The sequence below is a fragment of the Pseudacidovorax sp. RU35E genome (assembly GCF_900156165.1).
GTDB lineage: Bacteria > Pseudomonadota > Gammaproteobacteria > Burkholderiales > Burkholderiaceae_C > Xenophilus.
This window is the reverse complement of record NZ_FTMY01000002.1, coordinates 494610-517014: the sequence shown is the minus strand read 5'-3', so window position 1 is coordinate 517014 and position 22405 is coordinate 494610. Positions and strand designations below refer to the sequence as shown.

Annotated in this window: 19 protein-coding genes; 8 read left to right on the top strand and 11 right to left on the bottom strand. The window is 70.2% G+C overall.

All coding sequences use genetic code 11. The annotated features are described in order from the left end of the window. Nucleotides 1-1368: a heavy metal sensor histidine kinase gene (locus BXA03_RS05265; RefSeq protein ID WP_076504628.1), complete on the top strand. Its 1368-nt coding sequence runs from the start codon at nt 1-3 to the stop codon at nt 1366-1368. A gap of 46 nt (nt 1369-1414) precedes the next feature. Here the strand turns inward: BXA03_RS05265 and BXA03_RS05260 are convergent, their stop codons facing one another. From BXA03_RS05260 to BXA03_RS05240, 5 genes are all read right to left on the bottom strand, one after another. Further along, nucleotides 1415-2050 (bottom strand): class I SAM-dependent methyltransferase, encoded by a 636-nt coding sequence (locus BXA03_RS05260; protein ID WP_076504625.1) that lies wholly within the window; start codon nt 2048-2050, stop codon nt 1415-1417. A 117-nt stretch (nt 2051-2167) separates the two neighbouring features. Beyond that, nucleotides 2168-3595, bottom strand: coding sequence for a carboxylesterase/lipase family protein (locus BXA03_RS05255; RefSeq protein ID WP_083715905.1), 1428 nt, complete (start codon nt 3593-3595; stop codon nt 2168-2170). Between the two features lie 61 nt (nt 3596-3656). Next, nucleotides 3657-4649 (bottom strand): Bug family tripartite tricarboxylate transporter substrate binding protein, encoded by a 993-nt coding sequence (locus BXA03_RS05250; RefSeq protein ID WP_076504620.1) that lies wholly within the window; start codon nt 4647-4649, stop codon nt 3657-3659. Between the two features lie 60 nt (nt 4650-4709). Then, nucleotides 4710-5399 (bottom strand): TetR/AcrR family transcriptional regulator, encoded by a 690-nt coding sequence (locus BXA03_RS05245; protein ID WP_076504618.1) that lies wholly within the window; start codon nt 5397-5399, stop codon nt 4710-4712. Nucleotides 5400-5566: 167 nt separating this feature from the next. Next, nucleotides 5567-6490 (bottom strand): LysR family transcriptional regulator, encoded by a 924-nt coding sequence (locus BXA03_RS05240; protein ID WP_076504616.1) that lies wholly within the window; start codon nt 6488-6490, stop codon nt 5567-5569. A gap of 124 nt (nt 6491-6614) precedes the next feature. On the opposite strand from BXA03_RS05240, the gene BXA03_RS05235 reads away from it, so the two are divergent. The 6 genes from BXA03_RS05235 to BXA03_RS05210 all read left to right on the top strand — a co-directional run bounded on the left by BXA03_RS05235 (nt 6615) and on the right by BXA03_RS05210 (nt 13820). Further along, nucleotides 6615-7826 carry an MFS transporter gene (locus tag BXA03_RS05235; protein WP_076504877.1) on the top strand — a complete coding sequence of 404 codons (1212 nt, stop codon included), beginning with the start codon at nt 6615-6617 and terminating at the stop codon, nt 7824-7826. A gap of 91 nt (nt 7827-7917) precedes the next feature. Continuing rightward, a complete protein-coding gene (dkgB, locus tag BXA03_RS05230) occupies nt 7918-8733 on the top strand; it encodes a 2,5-didehydrogluconate reductase DkgB (protein WP_076504614.1) in 816 nt (271 codons plus the stop codon). 36 nt (nt 8734-8769) lie between these two features. Then, nucleotides 8770-9768: a LysR family transcriptional regulator gene (locus BXA03_RS05225; RefSeq protein ID WP_076504875.1), complete on the top strand. Its 999-nt coding sequence runs from the start codon at nt 8770-8772 to the stop codon at nt 9766-9768. Nucleotides 9769-9996: 228 nt separating this feature from the next. Next, nucleotides 9997-11538, top strand: a complete 1542-nt coding sequence (locus BXA03_RS05220) for an AMP-binding protein (protein WP_234983594.1) — start codon at nt 9997-9999, stop codon at nt 11536-11538. A gap of 14 nt (nt 11539-11552) precedes the next feature. Next, nucleotides 11553-12767 (top strand): acyl-CoA dehydrogenase family protein, encoded by a 1215-nt coding sequence (locus BXA03_RS05215; protein ID WP_076504610.1) that lies wholly within the window; start codon nt 11553-11555, stop codon nt 12765-12767. 66 nt (nt 12768-12833) lie between these two features. Next, on the top strand, nt 12834-13820 hold the full coding sequence (locus BXA03_RS05210; RefSeq protein ID WP_076504607.1) for a tripartite tricarboxylate transporter substrate binding protein: 987 nt from the start codon (nt 12834-12836) through the stop codon (nt 13818-13820). Nucleotides 13821-13871: 51 nt separating this feature from the next. Here BXA03_RS05210 and BXA03_RS05205 read toward each other — a convergent pair whose 3' ends face one another. The 4 genes from BXA03_RS05205 to BXA03_RS05190 form a co-directional block, all read right to left on the bottom strand. Continuing rightward, nucleotides 13872-15014 (bottom strand): zinc-binding dehydrogenase, encoded by a 1143-nt coding sequence (locus BXA03_RS05205; RefSeq protein ID WP_076504605.1) that lies wholly within the window; start codon nt 15012-15014, stop codon nt 13872-13874. Between the two features lie 156 nt (nt 15015-15170). Further along, a complete protein-coding gene (locus BXA03_RS05200; RefSeq protein ID WP_076504602.1) occupies nt 15171-16694 on the bottom strand; it encodes a tripartite tricarboxylate transporter permease in 1524 nt (507 codons plus the stop codon). Between the two features lie 16 nt (nt 16695-16710). After that, nucleotides 16711-17136 carry a tripartite tricarboxylate transporter TctB family protein gene (locus BXA03_RS05195; RefSeq protein ID WP_076504599.1) on the bottom strand — a complete coding sequence of 142 codons (426 nt, stop codon included), beginning with the start codon at nt 17134-17136 and terminating at the stop codon, nt 16711-16713. A gap of 368 nt (nt 17137-17504) precedes the next feature. Next, on the bottom strand, nt 17505-19532 hold the full coding sequence (locus tag BXA03_RS05190) for an ATP-dependent DNA helicase (RefSeq protein WP_076504596.1): 2028 nt from the start codon (nt 19530-19532) through the stop codon (nt 17505-17507). A 172-nt stretch (nt 19533-19704) separates the two neighbouring features. Between BXA03_RS05190 and BXA03_RS05185 the strand changes: the two genes are divergently transcribed. Further along, entirely contained in the window at nt 19705-20532 is an 828-nt protein-coding gene (locus BXA03_RS05185; protein WP_076504594.1) for a PP2C family protein-serine/threonine phosphatase, read from the top strand. Between the two features lie 97 nt (nt 20533-20629). On the opposite strand, the gene BXA03_RS05180 is transcribed toward BXA03_RS05185, so the two are convergent. Together BXA03_RS05180 and zapE are read right to left on the bottom strand one after the other, a co-directional pair. After that, nucleotides 20630-21259 (bottom strand): hypothetical protein, encoded by a 630-nt coding sequence (locus tag BXA03_RS05180; protein ID WP_143476213.1) that lies wholly within the window; start codon nt 21257-21259, stop codon nt 20630-20632. 38 nt (nt 21260-21297) lie between these two features. Further along, nucleotides 21298-22404: a cell division protein ZapE gene (zapE, locus tag BXA03_RS05175; protein ID WP_076504589.1), complete on the bottom strand. Its 1107-nt coding sequence runs from the start codon at nt 22402-22404 to the stop codon at nt 21298-21300. Nucleotide 22405: the final 1 nt, after the last annotated feature.

Here is a 22405-nt window from a genome sequence, read left to right as displayed (position 1 = left end):
ATGCGCCGCGGCTCCATCGCCCTGCGCCTGGCGCTGATGTTCACCGCCGTGGCGGTGTTCATCTTCGCGCTGCTGGGCGTGGCGCTGCTGCAGGTGCTGCGCCACGAGCTGCGCCGCCACGAGCGCGAGGAGGTGCAAAGCCGCCTGGAAGACGTGCGCTACATGCTGGAGCATGGCCGCTCGACGCAGCTGGCGGCCCGGGCGCGCGAGAAGATCGCCGCGCTCGAAAGCCGCAACGGCGAGGTGCGCTACTGGATGTGGAGCGAGGCGCCGGCCTTCCGCTGGGCCGATGGCGCCCAGGCCATGGCGGACGCCCTGCGCGAAGAGGATGGCGTCGTCGAGCTGCCCCTTGGGCCAAACGGCCGGCCCATGGCGCTCATGGCGGCGCGGTTGCCGGCCAACGAGGTGCGGCCCGAGGTGCGGCTCATCGCCGGCGTGAGCGGCGCGGCGCCGCGCCAGACCCTGCACAACTTCGAGGCCGCCATGGCCCTGCTCGCCCTGACCGGCGCGGCGGTGGCGGCGCTGCTCGGCTATTGGGTGGCCCGCGTCGGCCTGCGCCCGCTGCAGCGGCTGTCGGCCGAGGCCCAGGGCATCGGCCCCGACAACCGCGGCCAGCGCCTGCAGTTGCCGGCCCTGCCCATCGAGCTGACCGACATGGGCCAGTCCTTCAACGCCGCACTGGATCGCCTGGACGGTGCCTACCGCCAGCTGGAGACCTTCAACGCCGACGTGGCCCACGAGCTGCGCACGCCCCTCGCCAACCTGATCGGCCAGACCCAGGTCACGCTGGCGCGCGAGCGCGATGCCGCTTCGCTGCGCGAGGTGCTGCAGTCCAACCTGGAGGAGCTGGAACGGCTGCGCTCCATCGTTGCCGACATGCTCTTCCTGGCCCGCGCCGAACAGGGCGAGCGCGCCCGGCGCCTGGTCGACGCGCCACTGGCGCTGGAAGTGGCCAAGACGGTGGAGTTCTTCGATGTGTTGCTCGACGAGGCCGGCCTGCATGTGGACGTGCAGGGCGACGCCATCGCGCCCATCGAGACGGCCCTCTTCCGCCGCGCGCTGAGCAACCTGCTGCACAACGCCATCCAGCACTCCTCGGGCGGTGACGTCATCCGCGCCCGCATCGAGCCGCTCATCGGAGGCGCCCGCGTGAGCGTGAGCAATCCCAGCGCCCCGCTGCCGCCCGAGGCGCTGCCCCGGCTGTTCGACCGCTTCTACCGCGGCGACAGCTCCCGGCCCAACAGCGGCGAGAACCACGGGCTGGGCCTGTCGATCGTGCGGGCCGTGGCGGCCATGCATGGCGGGCAGGTATTCGCGCAATGGGCCGAGGGCGAGATCACGGTGGGCTTCACCGTGGCGCCGCGCTGAGAAGGCGCAGCGCCTCAGTCGCGACGTGCGCACGGCCGCGAGCAGATCATCCGGCCAACGAATACGACAGCGCCCAGAAGTGCGTCCATGCGCGGTAGTCGCTGATGCGCGCATGCGGCGCGACGGCCGCGAGCAGTGCCTCGCGGCTCGGAAAGTTCTTGAGCACCCGGTGCGTGGAGCCGTCGTCCAGCCGGCGCAGCTGCCACGTGTTGCCGGCGCTGTCCTGCTCGGCGATGGGCGTGCTGCTGCCGGGCACGTAGAGGTTGTCGATGAACACCACCCGCGCACCCGGCTTCAGCGTGCGATGCAGCCCCTGCAGAAACGCGTCGATGCGCTCCAGCGGGATGTGCGACCACCAGAAGCCGGCGAAGGCACCATCGAAGGCCCGATCGGCCACCGGCAGCGAATAGGCGTCGCCCTGCAGCCAGCGCACGGGCGCGTCGGGCAGACGGCGTTCGGCGATGCGCAGCGTCTCCACCGCGCCATCGAGCGCCACCACGCCTGCCGTGGCCGGCGCATAGAACTGCGTCCAGTAGCCGGTGCCACAGGCCACCTCGAGCACCTGGCGGTCAGCGAACACGCCGGGCAGCCACGCTTCCATGTCACGGAGGTCGGGCTGCCGTTCGGGCTTGGCATAGATGCGGTCGTATTCCGCGGCGCGGGCGGCGTAGTAGTCCTGCATGCGTTGTCTCCAGGAATCGCTGACGCCGCACCCGCAAGGCGCGGCGGCCCATTGTGCGGCGCCCCGGCTGACGGCAGGCTCCCCGCGATGCGCCAGGCGGGCGGCCGAGGCCTGAACTCAGCCCGACGCCGTGGAGTCCTGCCCGCCGAAAACCTGCACGCTCGGCGACGACGTCGTGTGCGCGGCCCAGCCGGGATCGCCCGTCTGCGCGAAGCGCACCCAGGCCTGCTGCATGCGTCGCGACAGCTCCACCGGCGGCGCTGGGCCCGCCAGTTCGCGCGCCGCCGCGTTGCCAAGATTGCCGAAGACGAAGGGCAGTTCCACACCGTGCGCCGCGCCGAGGCGCCCCTCGAAGGCGGGCGACGGCCAGTCGAAGCGGTAGCGGTGAGCCGACCCCGCGCGCGTGGCCGCCAGTTGTGCCAGCGCCGCCGCGGGCGCGGCGTAGTGGTAGTCGGACTGCGCGGCGCACAGGCGCTCGCCCGGCGTGCCCATCTGCTTCGAGGGCCATGCCAGGCCGGCGCTGCGCACGAAGTCGATCACGTCGGCCTCGGTGATGCGGTCCAGGCCACCGCCCGGCACGTGGTAGAGCCGCATCTCGTCGGCGTTGTGGCCCACCAGCAGTTGCAGGGGCGTGGGTTGCTGCAACGCCGTCTGAAGTGCGTCCAGCGGCGGCGCCGCCAGCATCCGCCCGTCCAGCACCGGCCGCAGCGGAAAGAGATGCCGGCTGGCCAGACCCATCATGCGACGCAGGCCGGCATCCTGCGTCAGGCGTTGCACGGCACGCAGCACCGGCGCGATGGGGGCCTTGGCCAGCGCGACCGGATCGGGCGCCACGCCGGCCAGTTCGCAGATCGCCGCGAGGGCCGCCTGTGCCTCGTCCAACGTCTGGCAGGCCACGCTGGGACTTTGCAGGATGACGCGCTGGAACAGCCCGCGGGCCTCGGGCAGGCCCATCAGGCAGGCAATCGCACCCGCCCCCGCCGATTGACCGAAGACGGTGACCTTCGCCGCGTCGCCGCCCCAGGCACCGATATGGTCCTGCACCCAGCGCAGCGCCATCAACTGGTCGAGCAGGCCGCGGTTGGGCGGCGCATCCTGCAGGTGCGCGAAGCCGTCGACACCCAGCCGGTACTGGATGGAGACGAACACCACGCCCTGCCGCGCGAAGGCGGCGCCGTCATACAGCGGCTCGGACGCGCTGCCTCGCACGAAGCCGCCGCCGTGCACCCAGACCATGACCGGCACGCACGCGTCGGGAGGGGCCTCGGGCGCCCAGATGTTGAGGGACAGCGCATCCTCACCGCCCACCGGATCGGCGTCGGGCGCGGCATGGCGAGGCCAGTGGGGAAAGGCGGGGCCGAAGTCGACCGCCTCGCGCACGCCCTGCCAGGGGGCCACCGGGACGGGCGGGGCAAAGCGGCGCTCGCCGAAGGGCGGCAGCGCATAGCGGATGCCCCTGAAGACGCGTAGCCCATCCTGCCAAGAGCCGAGCAGGCGACCGCCATGGGAAAGCTGGACTTCGGGCGCCCCGGCCGGCGCGCTCATGCCACGGCCTTCGAACCGCGCGCAGCCCGAAGACTGCGCGCAGGGACGCGCCAGCACGCGCTCATTCGGTGGCCAGGCCCAGCTTGTCGATGAGCGGCCGCCACACCGCGGCATCGCGTGCGGCCCAGGTGCGAACGTCGGCCGGCGTGGAGGACGTGAGCGTCACACTCATCGTCTCCAGCCGCTGGCGGTACTGCGCATTGCCGCGGCAGCGCTCGCTGACCGCATTGAGCCGCGTCAGCAGTGGGGCCGGCGTGCCGGCCTTGGCCACGATGGCGATCCACGAGGGCCGCGCCAGGTCGGCAGCGGCGGGCAGCAGTTCGGCGATGGTGGGCACATCCGGCATCAGCGCGGAGCGCTGGTTGTCGAAGACGGCCAGCGCCACCAGCTTGCCGGCCTTGATCTGAGGAGCGGCCGTGCCGCCGACGAGCGTCATCGCCTGGATCTGCCGCCCCATCAGCGCCGCCATGCCTGCGCCCTCGCCCACGAAGGGCACGTGGGTGCCGGCCACGCCCAGCTTGTCGAGCAGGGCCGTGGTCAGCAGGTGCGCGGGGCTGCCCTTGCCGGGCGAGCCGAAGTTCAGGCCGCCCGGCGTCGCCGCCGCCAGCTTCTGCAGGTCGGCCAGCCGGGCCACGCCTTCACCGGCGGGCACCGTCAGGACCAGCGGCGAAGTGCCCAGCACGGCCACGCCGTCGAAGTCGGAGCCGGGCTCGTAGGGATGCTGGCGGTAGGTGTAGGGCGTGATGCTCATCTGCGACATGCCGATGCTCATCAGCGTGTAGCCATCGGACGGCTGGCCCTTCAGGGCGCTGACGGCCAGGATGCCGTTGGCCCCCGGCCGGTTCTGCACCACGACAGGCTGGCCCAGCTCCTGCGCCGCGCAATCGGCCCAGACCCGGGTCATGGCGTCCGACCCGCTTCCCGGCGGCTGTTGGGCGATCAGCTGGATGGGCTTGGTGGGATAGGCGGGCGCCTGTGCGCTGGCCACAGCGGCAACGAAGAGCGAGCCGAGGCCCGCCAGGGCGGCAAGCCGCCGGCAGATGGAAATCTTCATGGTGTCTCCTGAGGTCTTGTGGGGAAGCGGGGAAGGCAGCGGGCCTCTGGGGCCGAAGGGTCAACCGGGGGACGTGCGGCGGCGGGCAGGCCTGGCCCTGCGCGAGGGTGCCTCGACGGCCGGAGCCGCGCACCGCGCCGCGATCAGTTCTGCCAGCAACGCGAGCTGGGCCGAGGCGGAGGCAGAAGGCGGCGTGCGGCCGTGGCCCTCGAAGAGCTGCAGCAGGCCCAGCCCGCGCAGCGTCGAGAGCACGAGGCCCAGCACCGCCTCGCGGTCAGGCTGCGCCGCCAGTTCCGGGAAGGTGGCGAAGAAGCCCTGCGACAGCTGCGCATCGAGCGCATCGCGCTGCCGGGCAATGTGGTCCAGCACCTCGGCCTGGCCACGCGAGCCCAGGTAGATGTTCCAGGCCACCAGGAAGCGCGGCTGGGCATAGACCAACGCATAGAGCGTCTGAAGGAAACGCGCGGCTCGCTCCTGCGTGCCCAGTGCGGCGGACGGCCAGAACTCGCCGGCGTCGATGTGGCTGCGCAGCAGCTCGTCGAGCACCTGCATCATCAGCACGGCCTTGGACTCGAAGTGGTGCTGCACGGCGCCCGACGTCAGCCCCGCGCTGCGGGCCAGCGCGTGGATGGACATCTGCCCGAAGCCTTGCTGCCCGATCAGGTCGATGGCCGTGCTGATGAGGTGCTGGCGCGTCTGCGCGCTGCGCTCGGCATGGGAGCGGCGGCCTGGGCGTGAGGATGCGGTCATGGGAGCGCCTTCGGATGGGTCAGTCGCACAAACGCCGCGGAGGTCGGCCACGCGGCTGGCCTGCATTCACATTTTGCATTTCGAGCGTAATGTATTTGCGCGCCGAGGAGCCGCACCTTGGGGTATGCCCGCGTGCCCCGGGCCGGCACGCACGAGCGCCCTTGCCTTCAGCGTTGCTTCGACGCCCTTTCCGCAGCCGCAGCAGCGTCCGGCCAGTGGGCGGCCAGATGGTCGATGAAGGACGCGATCCGCGCCGTGAGCGGTGTGTTGCGGTAGTACACCGCCTGCACGGCCTGTCGCACGTCGCGCGTTTGCCGCGGCAGCACCGGCACCAGCCGGCCTTCCGCAACGTCGCGGGCAGTGAGGAAGTCGGCCAGGCTGGCGATGCCCGCGCCTTCCAGCGCCAGTTGCCGGAGCGTCTCGCCGCTGGAGGCGGCCAGCGCGGGCTCGATGCGCAGCGGGTGACCTTCGGCATCGGCGACCGGCCATTCGTTGAGGCTGCTGGGCGTCGTGAAGCCCAGCAGCGTGTGCCGCGCCAGGTCGGCCACCCGGCGCGGCGTGCCGGCCGCGGCCAGGTAGTCCGGCGACGCCAGCAGCCGAAGCGCGCTGCTGCCCAGCGGCCGCGCATGCAGCGTGGAGTCGCGCAGGCGGCCGATGCGGATGGCGACATCCACGCGGTGCTCCAGCAGGTCGATCAGGCCGTCGTGGCTGTGAAGCTCCAGCGTCACGTCCGGATAGCGCGCGCGGTAGCCGCCGACCAGCGGCACCACCACATGCAGCATGAAGGGCGAGGCAGCATCCACCCGCAGCCGGCCGGCGGGGCGCTCGCGGCGAGCGGCCATGTCCTCCTCCGCGGCGTCGACGCTGGCCAGGATGGCGCGTGCCCGCGCCAGGAAGGCAGCGCCCTCCTCCGTCAGTTCGAGCCGCCGCGTGGTGCGGCGCATCAGCGTCGTGCCCAGCTTCTGCTCCAGCCGCGCCAGGGTGCGGCTGATGGCCGAGACGGTCATGCCGAGCTGATCGGCCGCCCGCGACAGCGCGCCGGTGTCGACCACGGCAACCAGGGTCTGCATCTCGTCCAGCGTCGTCTTCATTCTTGATTCCAGATCAAAAGTGTTTGGTTTATAGACGGGTTTTTCGCAAGAGCGTGTCGCAGGAGACTGGCGGCCTTCCAACCTGTTCGACTGCTTGTGCGGCCCCGGCCGCGAGGTGCCTTCCATGCCCATTGCCCTGTTCGCGCTGACGCTCAGCGCCTTCGCCATCGGCACGACCGAGTTCGTGATCGTCGGCCTCATCCCCACCATCGCCGCCGACCTCGGCGTCACGCTGCCCTCGGCCGGGCTGCTGGTGAGCCTCTATGCCCTGGGCGTCGCCCTCGGCGCGCCGCTGCTCACCGCGCTGACCGGCCGGCTGCCGCGCAAGGCGCTGCTGCTGGGGCTGATGCTGCTGTTCACGCTCGGCAACCTGGTGGCCTGGCGCGCGCCGGGCTACGAGTCGCTGATCGTGGCGCGCGTGCTCACCGGCCTGGCGCACGGGGTGTTCTTCTCCATCGGCTCGATCATCGCGGCCAGCGTGGTGCCGAAGGAGAAGGCGGCCAGTGCCATCGCCATCATGTTCACTGGTCTCACCGTGGCCCTGGTCACCGGCGTACCGCTGGGCACGCTGATCGGCCAGCACCTGGGCTGGCGCGCCACCTTTCTGGCCGTGGCCGGCCTGGGCCTGGTGGCGGTGCTGGGCAGTGCCGTCTTCGTGCCGCGCAACGTGCCGCACAGCCCGCCGGCCGCCCTGCGCGAGCAACTGGCCGTGCTGGCCCAGCCGCGGCTGCTGCTGGTCTATGCGATGACGGCGGTGGGCTACGGCGGCTCCTTTATCGCCTTCACCTTCCTGGCGCCGCTGCTGCAGCAGGTGACGGGCTTCTCGGCCACTGCCGTGAGCGGCGTGATGCTGGCCTATGGCCTCTCGGTGGCGGTGGGCAACCTCTGGGGCGGCCGGCTGGCCGACCGGCTGGGGCCGGTGCCGGCGCTGCAACGCATCTTCCTGGGCCTGGCGGCGGTGCTGGGCGTGCTGAGCCTGACGGCGCCGCATCCCGTGCCGATGGTGATCACGGTGCTGGCCTGGGGCGCGGTCGCCTTCGGCAATGTGCCGGGCCTGCAGGTGTACGTGGTGCAGCAGGCGCAGCGCTTCAGCCCCAAGGGCGCGGACGTGGCCTCGGGCCTGAACATCGCGGCCTTCAACCTGGGCATCGCGGGCGGCGCCGGACTGGGCGGCCTGATCGTCGAGCGCCTGGGCCTGGTGCACACCGGCTGGATCGGCGCGCTGGTGGTGCTGGGCGCCTGGGCCCTCACCACCTGGGCCGGCCGCCTGGACCGCCGCGACGCGCAAGGCCGCGCCAACGCCCGCAAGACGGGCGACGAGTGCGTCGCCTGCTGACGGACAGCGCCGTCGTCGGCCGCCAGCCGCGCGTTGCGGCGGCGGCTAGGCTTCATCCAACCCTTCACACCTGTCACGAGGACATCCCATCATGAGCATCCCCGCCCCAATTCCCGCCTTCGGCCTGGGCACCTTCCGCCTCAAGGGCCAGACCGTCATCGATTCCGTGCGCAATGCGCTCGACGTGGGTTATCGCGCCATCGACACCGCGCAGATCTACGGCAACGAGGCCGAGATCGGCCAGGCCATCGCCGAATCGGGCGTGCCGCGCCCGCAGCTCTTCCTGACCACCAAGATCTGGGTCGACAAGCTGGCCGCCGACGCGCTGATCCCCAGCCTGAAGGAGAGCCTGCAGAAACTGCGCACCGAGCAGGTCGACCTGACGCTGATCCACTGGCCCTCGCCCGGCCGCGCGGTGCCGCTGCGCGAGACGCTGGAGGCACTGGCCGAAGCGCAGAACCAGGGCCTGACGGCGCAGTTCGGCGTTTCCAACTTCACCATCGCGCTGCTGCAGCAGGCCATCGAGCTGGCCGGCAAGGGCGCCATCGCCACCAACCAGGTGGAGATCAGCCCCTACCTGCAGAACCGCAAGCTGGTCAACTACGCGCGCATGCAGGGCGTGCACCTCACGTCGTACATGACGCTGGCCTATGGCAAGGTGCTGCAGGAGCCAGCGCTGGCGGAGATCGCGCAGCGCCACGGCGCCACGCCCGCCCAGGTGGTACTGGCCTGGGCGCTGGCGCAGGGTTTCTCGGTCATTCCGTCCTCCACCAAGCGCGAGAACCTGGCGTCCAACCTCGAGGCGAAGGAGCTGAAGCTCACGTCGGAAGACGTGGCCGCCATCGCCGCGCTGGAGCGCAACGAGCGTCTCGCCAACCCGGAGAACCTGGCACCGGCCTGGGATTGAGCCTGCGCCCTCGGCGCGGCTATGCTGCCCCTCCCCATGGACCTGCGCAGCCTCCGCTACTTCATCGCCGTGCTCGAAGCGGGCAGCCTGTCGCGCGCGGCGGCCACGCTCTACATCGCGCAGCCGGCGCTGACGGCGCAGATCAAGAAGCTGGAGGCCGAGCTCGACACGCAGTTGCTGGAGCGCTCGCATGCCGGTGTGACGCCCACCTCCGCGGGCCTGCAGCTCTACGAAGATGCGCGCCGCCTGCTGTCGGACGCCGACGCCATGCGCGACCGCATCCGCCAGTTGCCGCAGGGGCCGGAAGGCTCGGTGACCATCGCCCTGCCCTTCCTGCTGGCCTCGCTGCTGATGGGCCCGGTGCTGATGGCCCTGCGCGAGACGGCGCCGCGGGTGCGGGTCTTCGTGCTCGACGACCTGAGCCTGATGGTGAAGAAAGCCATGCTGGACCGGCGCGCAGACCTGGGCATCCTGGTCGACACGCCCGCGGTCGAGGGCCTGGATTGCCGGCCGCTGGCCCGCGAGGCGATGTTCGTCTGCGGCCAGGATGCCAGTGGCGATGTGCGGGCGCTGCTGCAGCCCGCTCCGTTCGAGAGCCGGCGCAAGGCCGGCACGCCACCCACCCGCCCCACGCTGGACTTCGACCATGCGGCCCGCCTGCCGCTGGTGCTGCAGTCGCGCCGCTTCTCGATCCGCCGCAGCGTGGAAGAAGCCGCCGCCGCCCGCGGCACCGCGCTGCACATCGCCCATGAGCATGACTCCGCGCGCGTGATCCGCTCGCTCTACCTGCATGGCGCGGGCTTCACCTTCACGCCGGCCTGCGCACTGCACGACGCGCCGCCCGCCCGCGCCGACTGGGTAGTGGCCCGCGTGGTGCAGCCCGAGCTGGTGCGCACCTACAGCCTGGCCCTGCCTGCGGGCCGCGTCCTCGACGCGGCCGCGCAGGCGGTGATGGACGCCCTGCTGCTGCAGGCGCGGCGTCTGATCGACGACGGTGCATGGGAAGCCGAATGGCTGCAGCGCGCGAAGCCCTGAGCGCCTGAACGCGGGCCGCCCGCGCTGCGCCGGCCCCGCCGTGTGCCCCGTCGGAGGCCATCACTTGCATTGATGCCCCGGCATCAGCAAACGGTATTTCCGCGATGACCGGCCTTCTGGAACAGTGACCCAAAGCGCCGCAGGACAGGCAGTCCTGGCGGCAGCCGGTCGAGATTCCAGGAGACAGCCATCAACAACGCCAGCCCTTGCCCGCCCGCCGTCCGTCCGGTGACGAACGTGGCCACCCTCGTCGCCCGCAGTGCCCGGGCCCATGCGCGGCAGATCGCCGTGCGCAGCGCCAGCCGCAGCCTCAGCTATGCCGAGCTGGAACAGCGCGCCAGCCGCCTGGCCAATGCGCTGCTCGGCCTGGGCCTGGTGCGCGGCGACCGCGTCGGCATCTACCTGCCCAACTGTCCGGAGATCGTCGAGCTGGAGCTGGCCTGCTACAAGGCCGCGCTGGTCAAGGCGCCCTTCAACGCCCGTCTGTCGCCGGCCGAGGTCGGCGAAGTGGCGGCCAACAGCGAGGCCACGCTCATCGTCACCACCACCGAGCGGGCCGAGGCCATCCGCCCGCATCTGCGCGGCACGCCGCGGCTGGTGCTGCTCGACGCGCCCGGCGACGAAGGCTACGAAGGCCTGCTGGCGCGTGCCAGCGACCGCTTCGACGCCGTGCCCGTGCATGCCGACGAGCTGGCCGTGCTGCACTACACCTCGGGCAGCTCGGGCGTGCTCAAGGCTGCGATGCAGACCTTCGGCAACCGGCTGGCGCAGCTGCGCAAGTTCCTCATCCGCAGCGAGGGCATGCGCAGCGGCCATTCGCTGGGGCTGGTGGGGCCGATCACGCATGCCTCGGGCATGCAGATCGTGCCCGCGCTGTGCAGCGGCGTGCAGATCCGCATCTTCAACGGCTTCGAGCCGGGCCGCTTCCTGGCCGACATGAAGGCCGAGCGCATCACCCACACCTTCATGGTGCCGACCATGATCAACATGCTGCTGGCCGAGCTGGAGGGCCAGTACCGCCCGTTGCCCGACCTGCAACGGCTGGGTTACGGCGCGGCGCCCATGGCCCCGGCGCGCATCCTGCGGGCCATGGACGTCTTCGGCCCGGTGCTGTCGCAAGGCTATGGCGCCGGCGAGACCACGTCGGGCGTGTGCGCCCTCAGCACCGAGGACCACCTGCATGCCCGCGCCGCGCGGCCCGAGCGCCTGGCCTCCTGCGGACGTCCCTTCCTGGAGTGCGACGTGCAGATCCTGGACGACGCGGGCGAGCCGGTGGCCACGGGCGAAATCGGCGAGATCGTGGTCGGCGGCGACGACATCTTCGCCGGCTACTGGCGCGCACCCGAGCTGACGGCCGAGGTGCTCAAGAACGGCCGCTACCACACGGGCGACCTCGCCCGCATGGACGAGGACGGCTTCGTCTACATCGTGGACCGCAAGAAGGACATGGTCATCAGCGGCGGCTTCAACGTCTATCCCTCCGAGGTCGAGGCCGTGCTCTACCAGCACGAGGCGGTGCAGGACGCCTGCGTCTTCGCCATCCCCGACGACAAGTGGGGCGAGGCAGTGGCGGCGCATGTGGTGCTCAAGCCGGGCCGCCCGGCGGACGCGGCGCTGATCGACGCCTTCTGCAGCGCACAGCTGGCCGGCTTCAAGCGCCCACGGCACATCGAGTTCGTGGCTGCGCTGCCGCGCAACCCCAATGGCAAGGTCATGCGCCGCGCGGTGCAGGCGCCGTACTGGCAGGGCCAGTCGCGGATGGTCAATTGAGGAGGGCCGACACCATGACGAACGCCACCCTGTCCGCCCCGCTGTTCCGCGGCCCCTTCGAGGGCAGCGAACGCGCCGCCGAGCTGATCGCGCGCATCCAGGAATTCCTGCACGGTGAGCTGGCCGAGCTGGCCCGCGACCACCAGCTCGACCATGAGCACAGCCCCGACCGCGCCCTGCTGCGCCAGGTCTGGCACCGCTCGCACGCACTGGGCTTCTATGGCCTCACGCTGCCCGAGCAGCTGGGCGGCCTGGGCCTGTCGGTGCTGGACCACGTGCTGGTCAAGGAAGCCATCTATGCAACCGGCTCGCCCTTCGCACCGCACGTGCTGGGCGAGCTGAGCGGCCCGCCGCGCGTGGGCGCGCTGGTGCGCCATGCGACGCCGCAGCAGATGGCCCAGTTCATCCTGCCCGTGGCACAGGCCGAGATGGCGATCTGCTTCGCGCTCACCGAAGCCGAGGCCGGCTCCGATGCGGGTGCGGTGCAGACCCGTGCCGTGCGCGATGGCGACGACTACGTCCTCACCGGCCGCAAGCGCTTCATCTCCGGCTCGCCCTTCGCGGATGCAGCGGTGCTGATGGCATCGACCGCGCCGGAAGGCAGCGCGCAGCGCGAGGTGACCGCCTTCTTCGTCGATCTGCGAGCCCCCGGCGTGCGCGTCGAATGCAACTACAAGACCATGGCCGGCCAGAGCAGCACCGGCGACATCGTGCTCGAAGGCTGCCGTGTCCCGGCTGCCCAGCGCATCGGCGAGCCCGGCCGGGGCCTGGCCCTTGCGCTGGGCCGCATCACCGTCAACCGCCTGCTGCATTGCCCCGCGATGGTGGGCCTGGCCCAGGTGGCGCTGCGCGATGCGCGGGACTACGCGATGCAGCGCAAACAGTTCGGCCGCGCCATCGCGCAGTTCCAGGCCATCCAGCACATGCTGGCCGAGGCCGCGACCGAGCTGGCCGCGGCACGTGCGCTGATGATCGCCACCGCCCGTCAGCTCGATGCCGGCGGCGATGCGCGGGCCGAGGCCTCCATGGCCAAGCTCTTCTGCTCGGAGACCGCCTTCCGCGTGGCCGACAAGGCGGTGCAGGTGCATGGCGGCGAAGGCATCGTGCAGGGCCGGCGCGTGGAATTCCTGTTCCGCATGCTGCGCATGTACCGGGTGCTCACCGGCACCAGCGAGATCCAGAAGAACACCATCGCCAAGGAGCTGCTCGCGCCCGACACCGCCGCCTGACGCCCGGCACCCGGCCGGCGCTGTGGACGCCGGCCTTCGCAAGAATCACAAAAGGAGACAAGCAAGATGACCGACATGAACCGCCGCCGCCTGGTGGGCGCCGGCCTGGCCGCCGCCTTCGCGCCGCTGGCTGCACCGCTGGCGCGCGCCGCCGAGCCTTACCCCAATCGCCCCATCAAATGGGTGCTGCCCTACCTGGCCGGCACCGGCCCGGACAACACGGCGCGCATCCTGGCCGAGGCCGTCGGGCCGGCGCTGGGCCAGAGCGTGGTGATCGAGAACCGCGGCGGCGCGGGCGGCAACATCGGCGCCAAGCTGGTGGCGCGCGCGCCGGCCGATGGCTACACCTGGATCTACTCGGCCGCGCCCATGGCGGCCAATATGTTCATGTACAAGAGCCCGGGCTTCGACGCGCTCAAGGACTTCCGCCACATCATGCGGTTGACCAGCGCAGACGTGGTGCTGATCGTGAATGCCGATTCCGACATACGCAGCGTGGATGACCTCATGCGGCAGATCCGCGCCCGGCCCGGCAAGGTGGAGTACGCTTCGGGCGGCGTGGGCACGCCCTCGCATCTGGGCGTGGAGATGTTCCTGGACGCGATCAAGGGCCGCGCGCTGCACGTGCCCTACAAAGGCGCGTCGGAGCTGTGTACCGCGGTGCTCGGCAACCAGGTGGTGTTCGGTGCGCCCATCCTGGCCGTGGCCTATCCGCAGATCCAGGCCGGTCGCCTGCGCGCGCTGGCCGTGACCGGTCCGCGCCGCAATGCCGTGCTGCCGCAGGTGCCCACGCTGGCCGAGGCCGGCGTGCCGGGCGTCGAGCTGACCTCCTGGGGCGGCATCTCGGTGCCGGCCGGCACGCCCGATGCGGTGGTCGAGCGCATCCAGGCCGCCTTCGCCCAGGCGCTCAAGCAGCCGCGCGTCATCGCGCAGTTGCAGGAGCAAGGCGGTCAGGTGGACATCCAGGAAGGCAGCGCCTATGTCGATGGCTTCAAACGCGAGATGCGCTCGACGCAGGCCATGATGAAGAAGGTCGGCCTCGAACCCCTCTGAAGCAAGGAGCCCCTCTCTCCCTTCGTGGGAGAGAGAGTCAAGCCGTGCGGCTCAGAGCGACGGATCGATCAGCACCTTCGCGCCCGTGTTGCGCGCGCCATAGAAGGCGATGGCATCGGCACTCAGCGCGCCCGCCAGCGACACGGTCCGCGCGTAGCGGCTGGCAAAAGTGGTCTTGAGTTCGGCCGCCACGCGCGCGCGCAGCGCCTGCGCCGCCGGCTCGCCGATCTTCTGCAGGAAGGGAAAGAGCAGCCAGCCGCCCACGCCCCACGCCATGCCGAAGCTGCGGTGGATCTCGGTGGGCCGCGTGTCCAGGCCACCGTACAGGTAGACCTGCTTGTGCACCGACGAGCCGTAGCGGCTGTATTCGCTCGGGGTGCGGCGCGCGATGGATGCCTCCATGCACTGCAGGATCTGGCCCGCCAGCGTGCCGCCGCCCGTGGCGTCGAAGCCGATGGTCGCGCCGGTGGCCACCAATGCGTCGGTGAGCTGGGCCATGAAGTCGGGCGCACTGCTGTCGCACACATGCACCGCACCCTGCTCGCGCAGCAGCGCCGCCTGCTCGGGCTTGCGCACGATGTTCACCAAGCCGATGCCGTCCTTCAGGCAGATGCGGTTGAGCATCTGGCCCAGGTTGCTGGCGGCTGCCGTGTGCACGAGCGCCGTGTGCCCCTCTCGCTTCATGGTCTCGACCATGCCCAGCGAGGTGAGCGGGTTGACGAAGCAGGACGCGCCATCCGCCGCCGTCGCATCCTCGGGCAGCACCAGGCATTGGGTTGCCGGCATGGTGCGGTACTGCGCATACATGGCGCCCCCGATCAGGGCCACGGTGCGGCCCAGCAGCGCCTGCGCGGCCGGTGACGAGCCGGCGGCCACCACCAGGCCGGCGCCTTCGTTGCCCACCGGCAGGCTCTGGCCCACGCGGGCGGCCATGGCGGGTCGGGCGCGTTCGGGGATATGGGCCGTCGCCACCGGGCGCTCCGCAGTGCCTGAGACCTGCACCGTCGACAGATCGGCAGCGCCGAGCAGCAGGCCGATGTCGGAAGGATTGATGGGTGTCGCCTGCAGGCGGACCAGCACCTCGTCGGGGCCGGGCTGCGGCACAGGCACGTCCTCCAGGCTGATCTGAAGCGTGCCATCGGCCTGGACGAGCGAGCGCAATTGCAGGGCGCTGGCGGGGATCGGGGCGGTCATGCGGGGGTCTCCTCAAGGACATGGGTCACCGCACCCGGCCGGCGAATCCGGTCGCGGCGCGGGCGGCGGGCCATTGTGGCGGCCCCTGCACGTTCGCGCTGTCGCCAAATGAAAAGGGGCCCGCAGGCCCCTTCCGTTGTTTCATGTCGAGATGGCTCAGGCCGTCTCGTGCGCTGCAGGCAGCGCTCCGGCAGCGCCCCGCTGCTTCTTCGTCTTGATGAAGAAGCCGACGGTCTGCCACACGATGAACACGCCGATCAGCGACAGCAGGGAACCGCTGATGGGCCGGTCGAAGAAGATGCCGAAGCTGCCGCGGCTCAGCAGCAGCGTGCGGCGGAAGTTCTCTTCCAGCATCGGGCCCAGGATGAAGCCCAGCATCAGCGGCGCGGCGTCCAGGTCGAACTTCATGAACAGGAAGCCCAGCAGGCCGAAGGCGGCGGTGATGTACAGGTCTTCCAGGTTGTTGTTGACGCTGTACGTGCCGATGCAACAGAAGAAAAGGATGCCCGGGAAGAGCACGGCATACGGGATCTTGAACACCGACAGCCAGTAGCGCACCAGCGGCACGTTCAGGATGATCAGGAAGCAGTTGCCGACCCACATCGAGGCGACCAGGCCCCAGAACAGTTCCGGGTGACCGGCGATCATGTTCGGGCCGGGCTGGATGCCCTTGATGATGAAGGCGGCCATCATCAGCGCCATCACTGCGTTCTCGGGGATGCCGATGGACATCAGCGGGATGAAGCTGGTGCGGGCGGCGGCTTCGTCGGCAGCGGCCTGACCGGCCACGCCTTCGATACAGCCGGTGCCGATCTCGTGCTTGTACTTGCTGACCTTCTTGTCGATGGCGTAGGCCGCGAACTGGGCGATGGCCGGGCCGCCGCCGGGCAGGATGCCCAGGAAGGAACCGATCACGGAGCCGCGCAGTGCGCTGGGGATGATCCGCTTGAACTCTTCCCAGGTGGGCATCAGGTGGATCTTGCCGTTGAAGGGCGAGCGCTCTTCACCGCTGTCGAGGTTCTTCGTGATCTCGGCGATGCCGAAGCAGCCCAGCGCGATGCTGACCAGGCCCACGCCGTCGGCGAGGAAGGGCAGGTCCATGGTGTAGCGCTGAACGCCGCTGTTCACGTCGGTGCCGATCTGGCCGAGCAGCACGCCGATCAGGCACATGGCCAGGCCGTTGAGCAGGCTGCCGGTGGTCACGAAGCTCACGCAGACGAAGCCCACCATCATCAGCGCGCAGTAGTCGGCGGGGCCGAACAGGAAGGCCACCTCGCCCAGCTTGGGCGCCAGGAAGGTCAGCACGATGATGGCCACCGTGCCGCCGATGAAGCTGGAGAAGCCGGCCGTGAACAGCGCCAGACCCGTCTTGCCCTTGAGCGTCATCGCGTAGCCGTCGATACAGGCCACGATCGAACTCGCATGCGGGATCTTCATGGTGATCGCCGACACGCTGTCGCCGTACTGCGCGCCGTAGTAGATGCCGGCCAGCATGATCAGCGCGCCGGTGGTGTCGATGGAGTACGTCAGCGGCAGCAGCAGGCTGATGGTGGCCAGCGGACCCAGGCCGGGCAGCAGGCCCACCAGGGTGCCGACCACGCAGCCGATGGCGCAGTACATCAGGTTGTGGATGGTCAGCGCGTGCTCGAAGCCGAACGCCAGGTTATGGAGAGCTTCCATGGTGTGCAGGCTCCGATCAGTAGAGGGGAAGGTTCAGGCCCAGCAGCTTCTGGAAGCCGAAGGCGAAACCCACGAGCACCACCGCCACCTTGACGTTGCGTACCCAGGAATACTTGCCGCTGGCCGCCAGCGACGCGATGAACACCATCACGACGATGCCGACGGTCATGTTCACGAAGGTGGACACGAGCGCGAAGGTGCACAGGCTGGCAAGGATGATGCCGATGTTCTTGAAGTTGACCGACATCGGGATCGGCTTGACGAAGCGCGAGCGGATCACGGTGATGATCCCGATGGCCAGCAGCATGCCGCTGACCATGGCCGGGAACAGGCCCGGGCCGGCGTGCGCGAAGCTGCCGATCTGGTAGTTGAAGGCCGGCACGCCGAACAGCAGTGCAAGCGCGATGAGGAACAAGCCTCGGTTGAGGTTGCGATCGTTCATAGGGGAAGGCGGAGCGTTGTCATAAGGTGTCGTGGATCGGTTCGTGCCTCTCGCGTCGGGGGTCCGGCGGGTGCCCGATGTCTCCTTTACAGCCGAGGCTGCGGGGGCGGGGGTGATGCTCCGGCTGCCACACTGATCGGAATCTGACCGCATGCAGAGGGGAATTACGTACCGGCGGCACATTGGGCGAAGAAGCCGTCACCTGAGCGACTTTTCCCTCGGGTTAACACCAAGAGACGGGTACGCAGATCCACGTATGGGCTCAACTTCGACACCTGCGCGGGCGGCGCGGATAGACGCGCAATTGCCATGAAAAAAGCCGCCCGGAGGCGGCTTCGAACGCGGCAGCGCGGCGCCTGCGCAGCCACTCAGGTGGCCGGCTGCACCAGGTCCGCGAGCGCCTGCGTGAAGTCCTCGTCGGTCGCCAGTCGCCGCATGGGCGGCAGCGCTGCAAGCAGGCGGCGCCCATATCCCATGGACACTAGGCGCGTGTCGCACACCACCAGCACACCGCGGTCGCTCTCGCGGCGGATCAGCCGGCCGGCGCCTTGCTTGAGGGCCACGGCCGCCTCCGGAATGGAGTAGTCGCCGAAACCGCTGCGGCCCTGCGCCTCCAGCCGGCGCGTGCGCGCCTCCACGAGCGGATCGCCCGGCGGCGGGAACGGGAGCTTGTCGATCACCACCAGCTGCAGCACGTCCCCGGGCGCGTCGAAGCCTTCCCAGAACGAGGCGGATGCCACCAGGACGCAGCCAGTCGCGCCGGCGTCGGCGCCGGCGCGGAAGCGCTCCATCAACACACGCTTGGGCCATTCGCCCTGCACCAGCACGTCGACATCGCTGCCCGCGGCCCGCAGCCGATCGCGCAGGCCGTCGCCGATGCTGCGCAGCGCACGCAGCGTGGTCGTGAGCACGAGGGTGCGGCCGCCCAGTTGCAGGGCGCCCTGGGCCGCCAGCGCGGCCACGGCATCCGGATGGCCCGCATCGGCCGGGCGTGGAAACTGCCGCGGCACATAGAGCGCCGCCTGCTGCGCATAGTCGAAGGGGCTCGCGACCCGCAGCACCTGCGCCTCGTCGAGCCCGCAGGGTTCGGTGAACCAGCGCAGTTTCGGGTCGTCGCCCAGCGTCGCCGAGGTGAAGATCCATGCGCGGCTGCGCGCCACGGCCCCGCCGCCCTCCTCCTGCGGCGGCGGTGCGGGACGGTCGGACTTGAGAACGCGCTTGCGTACCGCGTCGGCGATGTCCAGCGGCGATTGCACGAGGCGCAGTTGGGTGCCGATGTCGACCCAGCGCACGGCGTCCGGCGGACACGGTTCGGCCAGCAGGCTCGTCCGTTCGACCAGCAGGCCCGCGCGCTCCGCCAGTCGCACGAAGTCGGGCGAAAGCTCGCTCACCGTGTCCAGCGCGACGGCGGCGTCCTCGGCGGCGCGGCGCAGGGTGTCCAGGCCGCCCTGCCACTGGGTGGCGCCGATGCCCTCGGGGGCGGCGCCGTTCCAGCGCAGTTTGGTACCGGGCCAGCCCTTGCCGGCCACCATGCGCAGTTCGCGGGCGGCGTGCTCCAGTTTGCCGGCCACGTCCTGCCAGTCCGCCAGGCCGCGTGCCTGTTGCAGCCCTGCGGCGAGCACGTCGCGCGCGAAGTCCAGCACCTGGCCCGTGCCGAGCTGCAGGCCCAGAAACTGCACGCCCGTTTCGTTGAGCTGGTGCGCCTCGTCGAAGATCACCACGCGTACGCTCGGCAGCAGCTCGGCCATGCCCGACTCGCGGACGGCCAGGTCGGCGAAGAAGAGGTGATGGTTGATCACCACCACGTCCGCGGCCAGCGCCTCACGGCGCGCCAGGTTGACGTGGCAGGCCTTGAACTGCGGGCATTGCTGACCCAGGCAGTTGTCGCGCGTGGAGGTCACCAGCGGAATGACCGGCGACCGCTCATCCAGGCCCGGAAGCTCGGCGAGGTCGCCAGTGCGCGTCGTCAGCGCCCAACGCTCGACCTTGGCCAGCGCATGGGCCACGCCGCGCTCCGCGCCCGCGTCGTGCCGGGCCTGTCCCATGCGATGCAGGCAGAGGTAGCTGCCCCGTCCCTTGAGCAGCGCCGTGCGCAGCGGCAGGTTCAACGCCTCCAACAGGCGCGGCAGGTCGCGGCCGAAGAGCTGATCCTGCAGCGCCTTGGTGGCGGTGGACAGCAGCACCCGCTCGCCGCTGAGCAGCGCCGGCACGAGGTACGAGAAGGTCTTGCCCACGCCCGTGCCCGCCTCGACCACCAGTTGCCCGCCTTCGGACACCGTGCGCGCGATGGCCACGGCCATGTGGGTCTGCCCTTCACGCACGCGGAAATGGTCGGCCGCATCGGCCAGCGCACCGCCCTCCGCGAAGACGTCTAGCACCTCATCTTCGAGTGCCATCTAGCCGGCCTCCCCCGTATGGTCGAGGCAGGGCGTCGCAGCCAGCCGACACGTGCCGTCAAGGGCAAAGAAACTGTGAATTGTGAGTAACGGTGTCACTGGATCGCTCGATAATAGGTGCCAGACAGCCACATAGCCTTCTCGTTGGCGCGCCGCGGCGCCGACCGCGCCAATGCCTCAAACCGGTTTCCGATTGTCCGCTGCCACAGGTCTCCACCAAGGAGACCGGCCCTACCAACAAGATCAGGTGGCCCTGATCGGACATCCGCAACGTCCGGGCTGCCTGTTGGCGGTGGTGGCTGACGGCATGGGCGGACGCAGCGGGGGTCGCAAGGCATCCGAGCAGGTGATCATGACGGCCCAGCAGCTGTTTGCGCGCTACTCGCCGGGCAATGACGAGCCGGGACGCCTGCTGCGCCAGCTGGTGGACGAAGCCCATACCGTGATCCGGCTGACGGCACTGTCGAGCGAGCAGGAGCCGCACAGCACGGTGGCCGCCTTCCTGCTCGACCCCGATGGACGGGGCGCGTGGATCCATGCCGGCGATTCGCGCATCTACCTCTTCCGCCGCGGCCGGATGGTGCGCCGCACACGTGACCATTCCTATGTCGAGGTGCTGGTGCAACGCGGCGAGCTGGATGAGGAGGAGGCCCTGCGGCACCCCAAGGCCAACATCCTCGTGGGGTGCCTGGGGATGCAGTCCACCCTGCCCCCGATGGACCTCCAGCCCATCGACGGCGTGCAGCCCGGTGACGCGTTGATGGCCTGCTCGGATGGGCTCTGGCACTACTTCACCGCCGAAGAGTTCGGTGCCGTCATCGCGCGCTACCCCGCCCGGGCCGCGGCCGAGATGCTGATCAACGAAGCGCGACGCCGGTCCGGCGGTGCCGGCGACAACCTGTCGCTGATCCTGGTGAAGGTGGATGAACTGCCGGCCAAGGCGCCCACACCCCCGGCCACGCCGCTCGACGCCTTCCTGAACAGCACGCCCCAGCGCTGAAGGCCCTGCCACGCGCTTGCGGCTTTGGACCCGCCGCTGCCCACCGCGGCGTGCGAGAGCGCGGTCAAAGGCGTCCGCGCGGCTGGGCCGGTACGGCTCAGGGCTTGGCAGACGGATCCGGCAGCGGCGCAGCGGGCGGCTTGGCGCGCTGGGCATCGCGGCGCTGCGCATCTGCGCGCCGCTGCTCGGCATCGGCCTGGCGCCGGTCGTAGCGCTCGCGTTCCGCGGCGTCCTGGCTGCGACGCTGGGCGCGTTCGGCGGCCTTCTGCGCCTGCGCCCTCTGGCGATCCTCGAACTGCTGACGACGCTGCGGCGCCTGTGCGGCCGTGGCGGCGCGGCTGGCCGCATGGTCGGCGCTGCGCTGCTCGCGGTCCTGCTGGGCCTGGCGGTTGCGTTCCCGCTCCTGCGGCAGGTCGCGCGCCGGCGGTGCGGCCTGCTTGTCCTGGATGCGGCGCAGCGCCTCCTCGCCGCGCTGACGGCGCTCGGCGTCGTTGACTGCGGCCTCCCGGCGCTTGAGCGAGTCCAGCGTCTCGCGGTGCAGGCGGCTCTCACCGGTCAGGCAATCCTCCACCGCGAAGCGCTGGTAGCACTGCGCCCGGCTGGCCGAGTAGCGCAGCTCTTCCGCCTTGCGCTCGACGCCGATGCGCTCGCGTTCATCGGAACCCTGCGCGGTGCCGGACGCAGCCGTGGGCGCTGGCGACTGGGCGAGCACAGCGCACGCAGGCATGGCAGCCAGCGTCAGCGCAGCAAGGCGAAGGCAAAAGCTCATGTGAGGCGGGTGTCCACTGTGCGGCGCTCGAGCGCCAGGAACTCGGCCGACTGCATTTCGTTCAGCCGCGAGACGGTGCGTGGAAACTCGTGCGCCAGCGGCCCTTCGGTGTAGAGCTGCTCCGGCGGCACCGCGGCCGAGAGCACGAGCTTCACCCGTCGATCGTAAAACACGTCCACCAGCCAGGTGAAACGCCGCGCCTCCGAGGCCATGCGCACGGGCATCTCGGGCACGTCGGACAGCAGCACGGTGTGGAACTGGCTCGCGATCTCGAGGTAGTCGTTCATCGAGCGCGGCCCGCCGCACAGCGTGCGGAAGTCGAACCACACCACCCCACCTGCGCGGCGGCGGGCGCGGATCTCGCGCTGCTCGATGTTGAGCACCGGGTTGTCGTCGCCCTTCTCCGCCAGCTTGTCGAAGATCTTGCGCAGTTCCTTCTCGGAGCCGCTGTCGTTGGGCGTGATGTACAGGCGAACCTGCTCCAGCGTGCGGCGCCGGTAGTCGGTGCCGTTGTCCACGTTGATGACCTCGAGCCTGGCGTTCAGCAGGTCGATCGCCGGCAGGATGCGGTCGCGGTGCAGCCCGTCCGGATACAGGTCGTCGGGCTTGAAATTGGAGGTGGTCACGAAGCCCACCCCGTTGTCGAACATAGCCACCAGGAGGCGATGCAGGATCATCGCGTCGGTGATGTCGGCGACGTGGAATTCGTCGAAGCAGATCAGCTTGAAGCGCTTGGCGATGCGCTTGCCGAGCTCGTCGAGCGGGTTCTGGATGCCCTGCAGGTCGGCCAGTTCGCGGTGCACCTCGCGCATGAACTCATGGAAGTGCAGGCGCGTCTTGCGGTTGATGGGCACCGCATTGAAGAAGCATTCCATCAGGAAGCTTTTGCCGCGCCCGACGCCGCCGTACATGTAGACACCGCGCGGCACGGCCGGGCGGTGGATCAGCTTCTTGAAGGCGTTGGAACGCTGGGCCTTGTACTCGGCCCACTCGCGGGCGCAGCGGTCCAGCGCGTCGACCGCGCGCAGCTGCGCGGGATCGGCGGTGTAGCCGCGGCCCTTGAGTTCGGCCTCGTAGGCCTCCTTGACGGATGGGAGGGCCAAC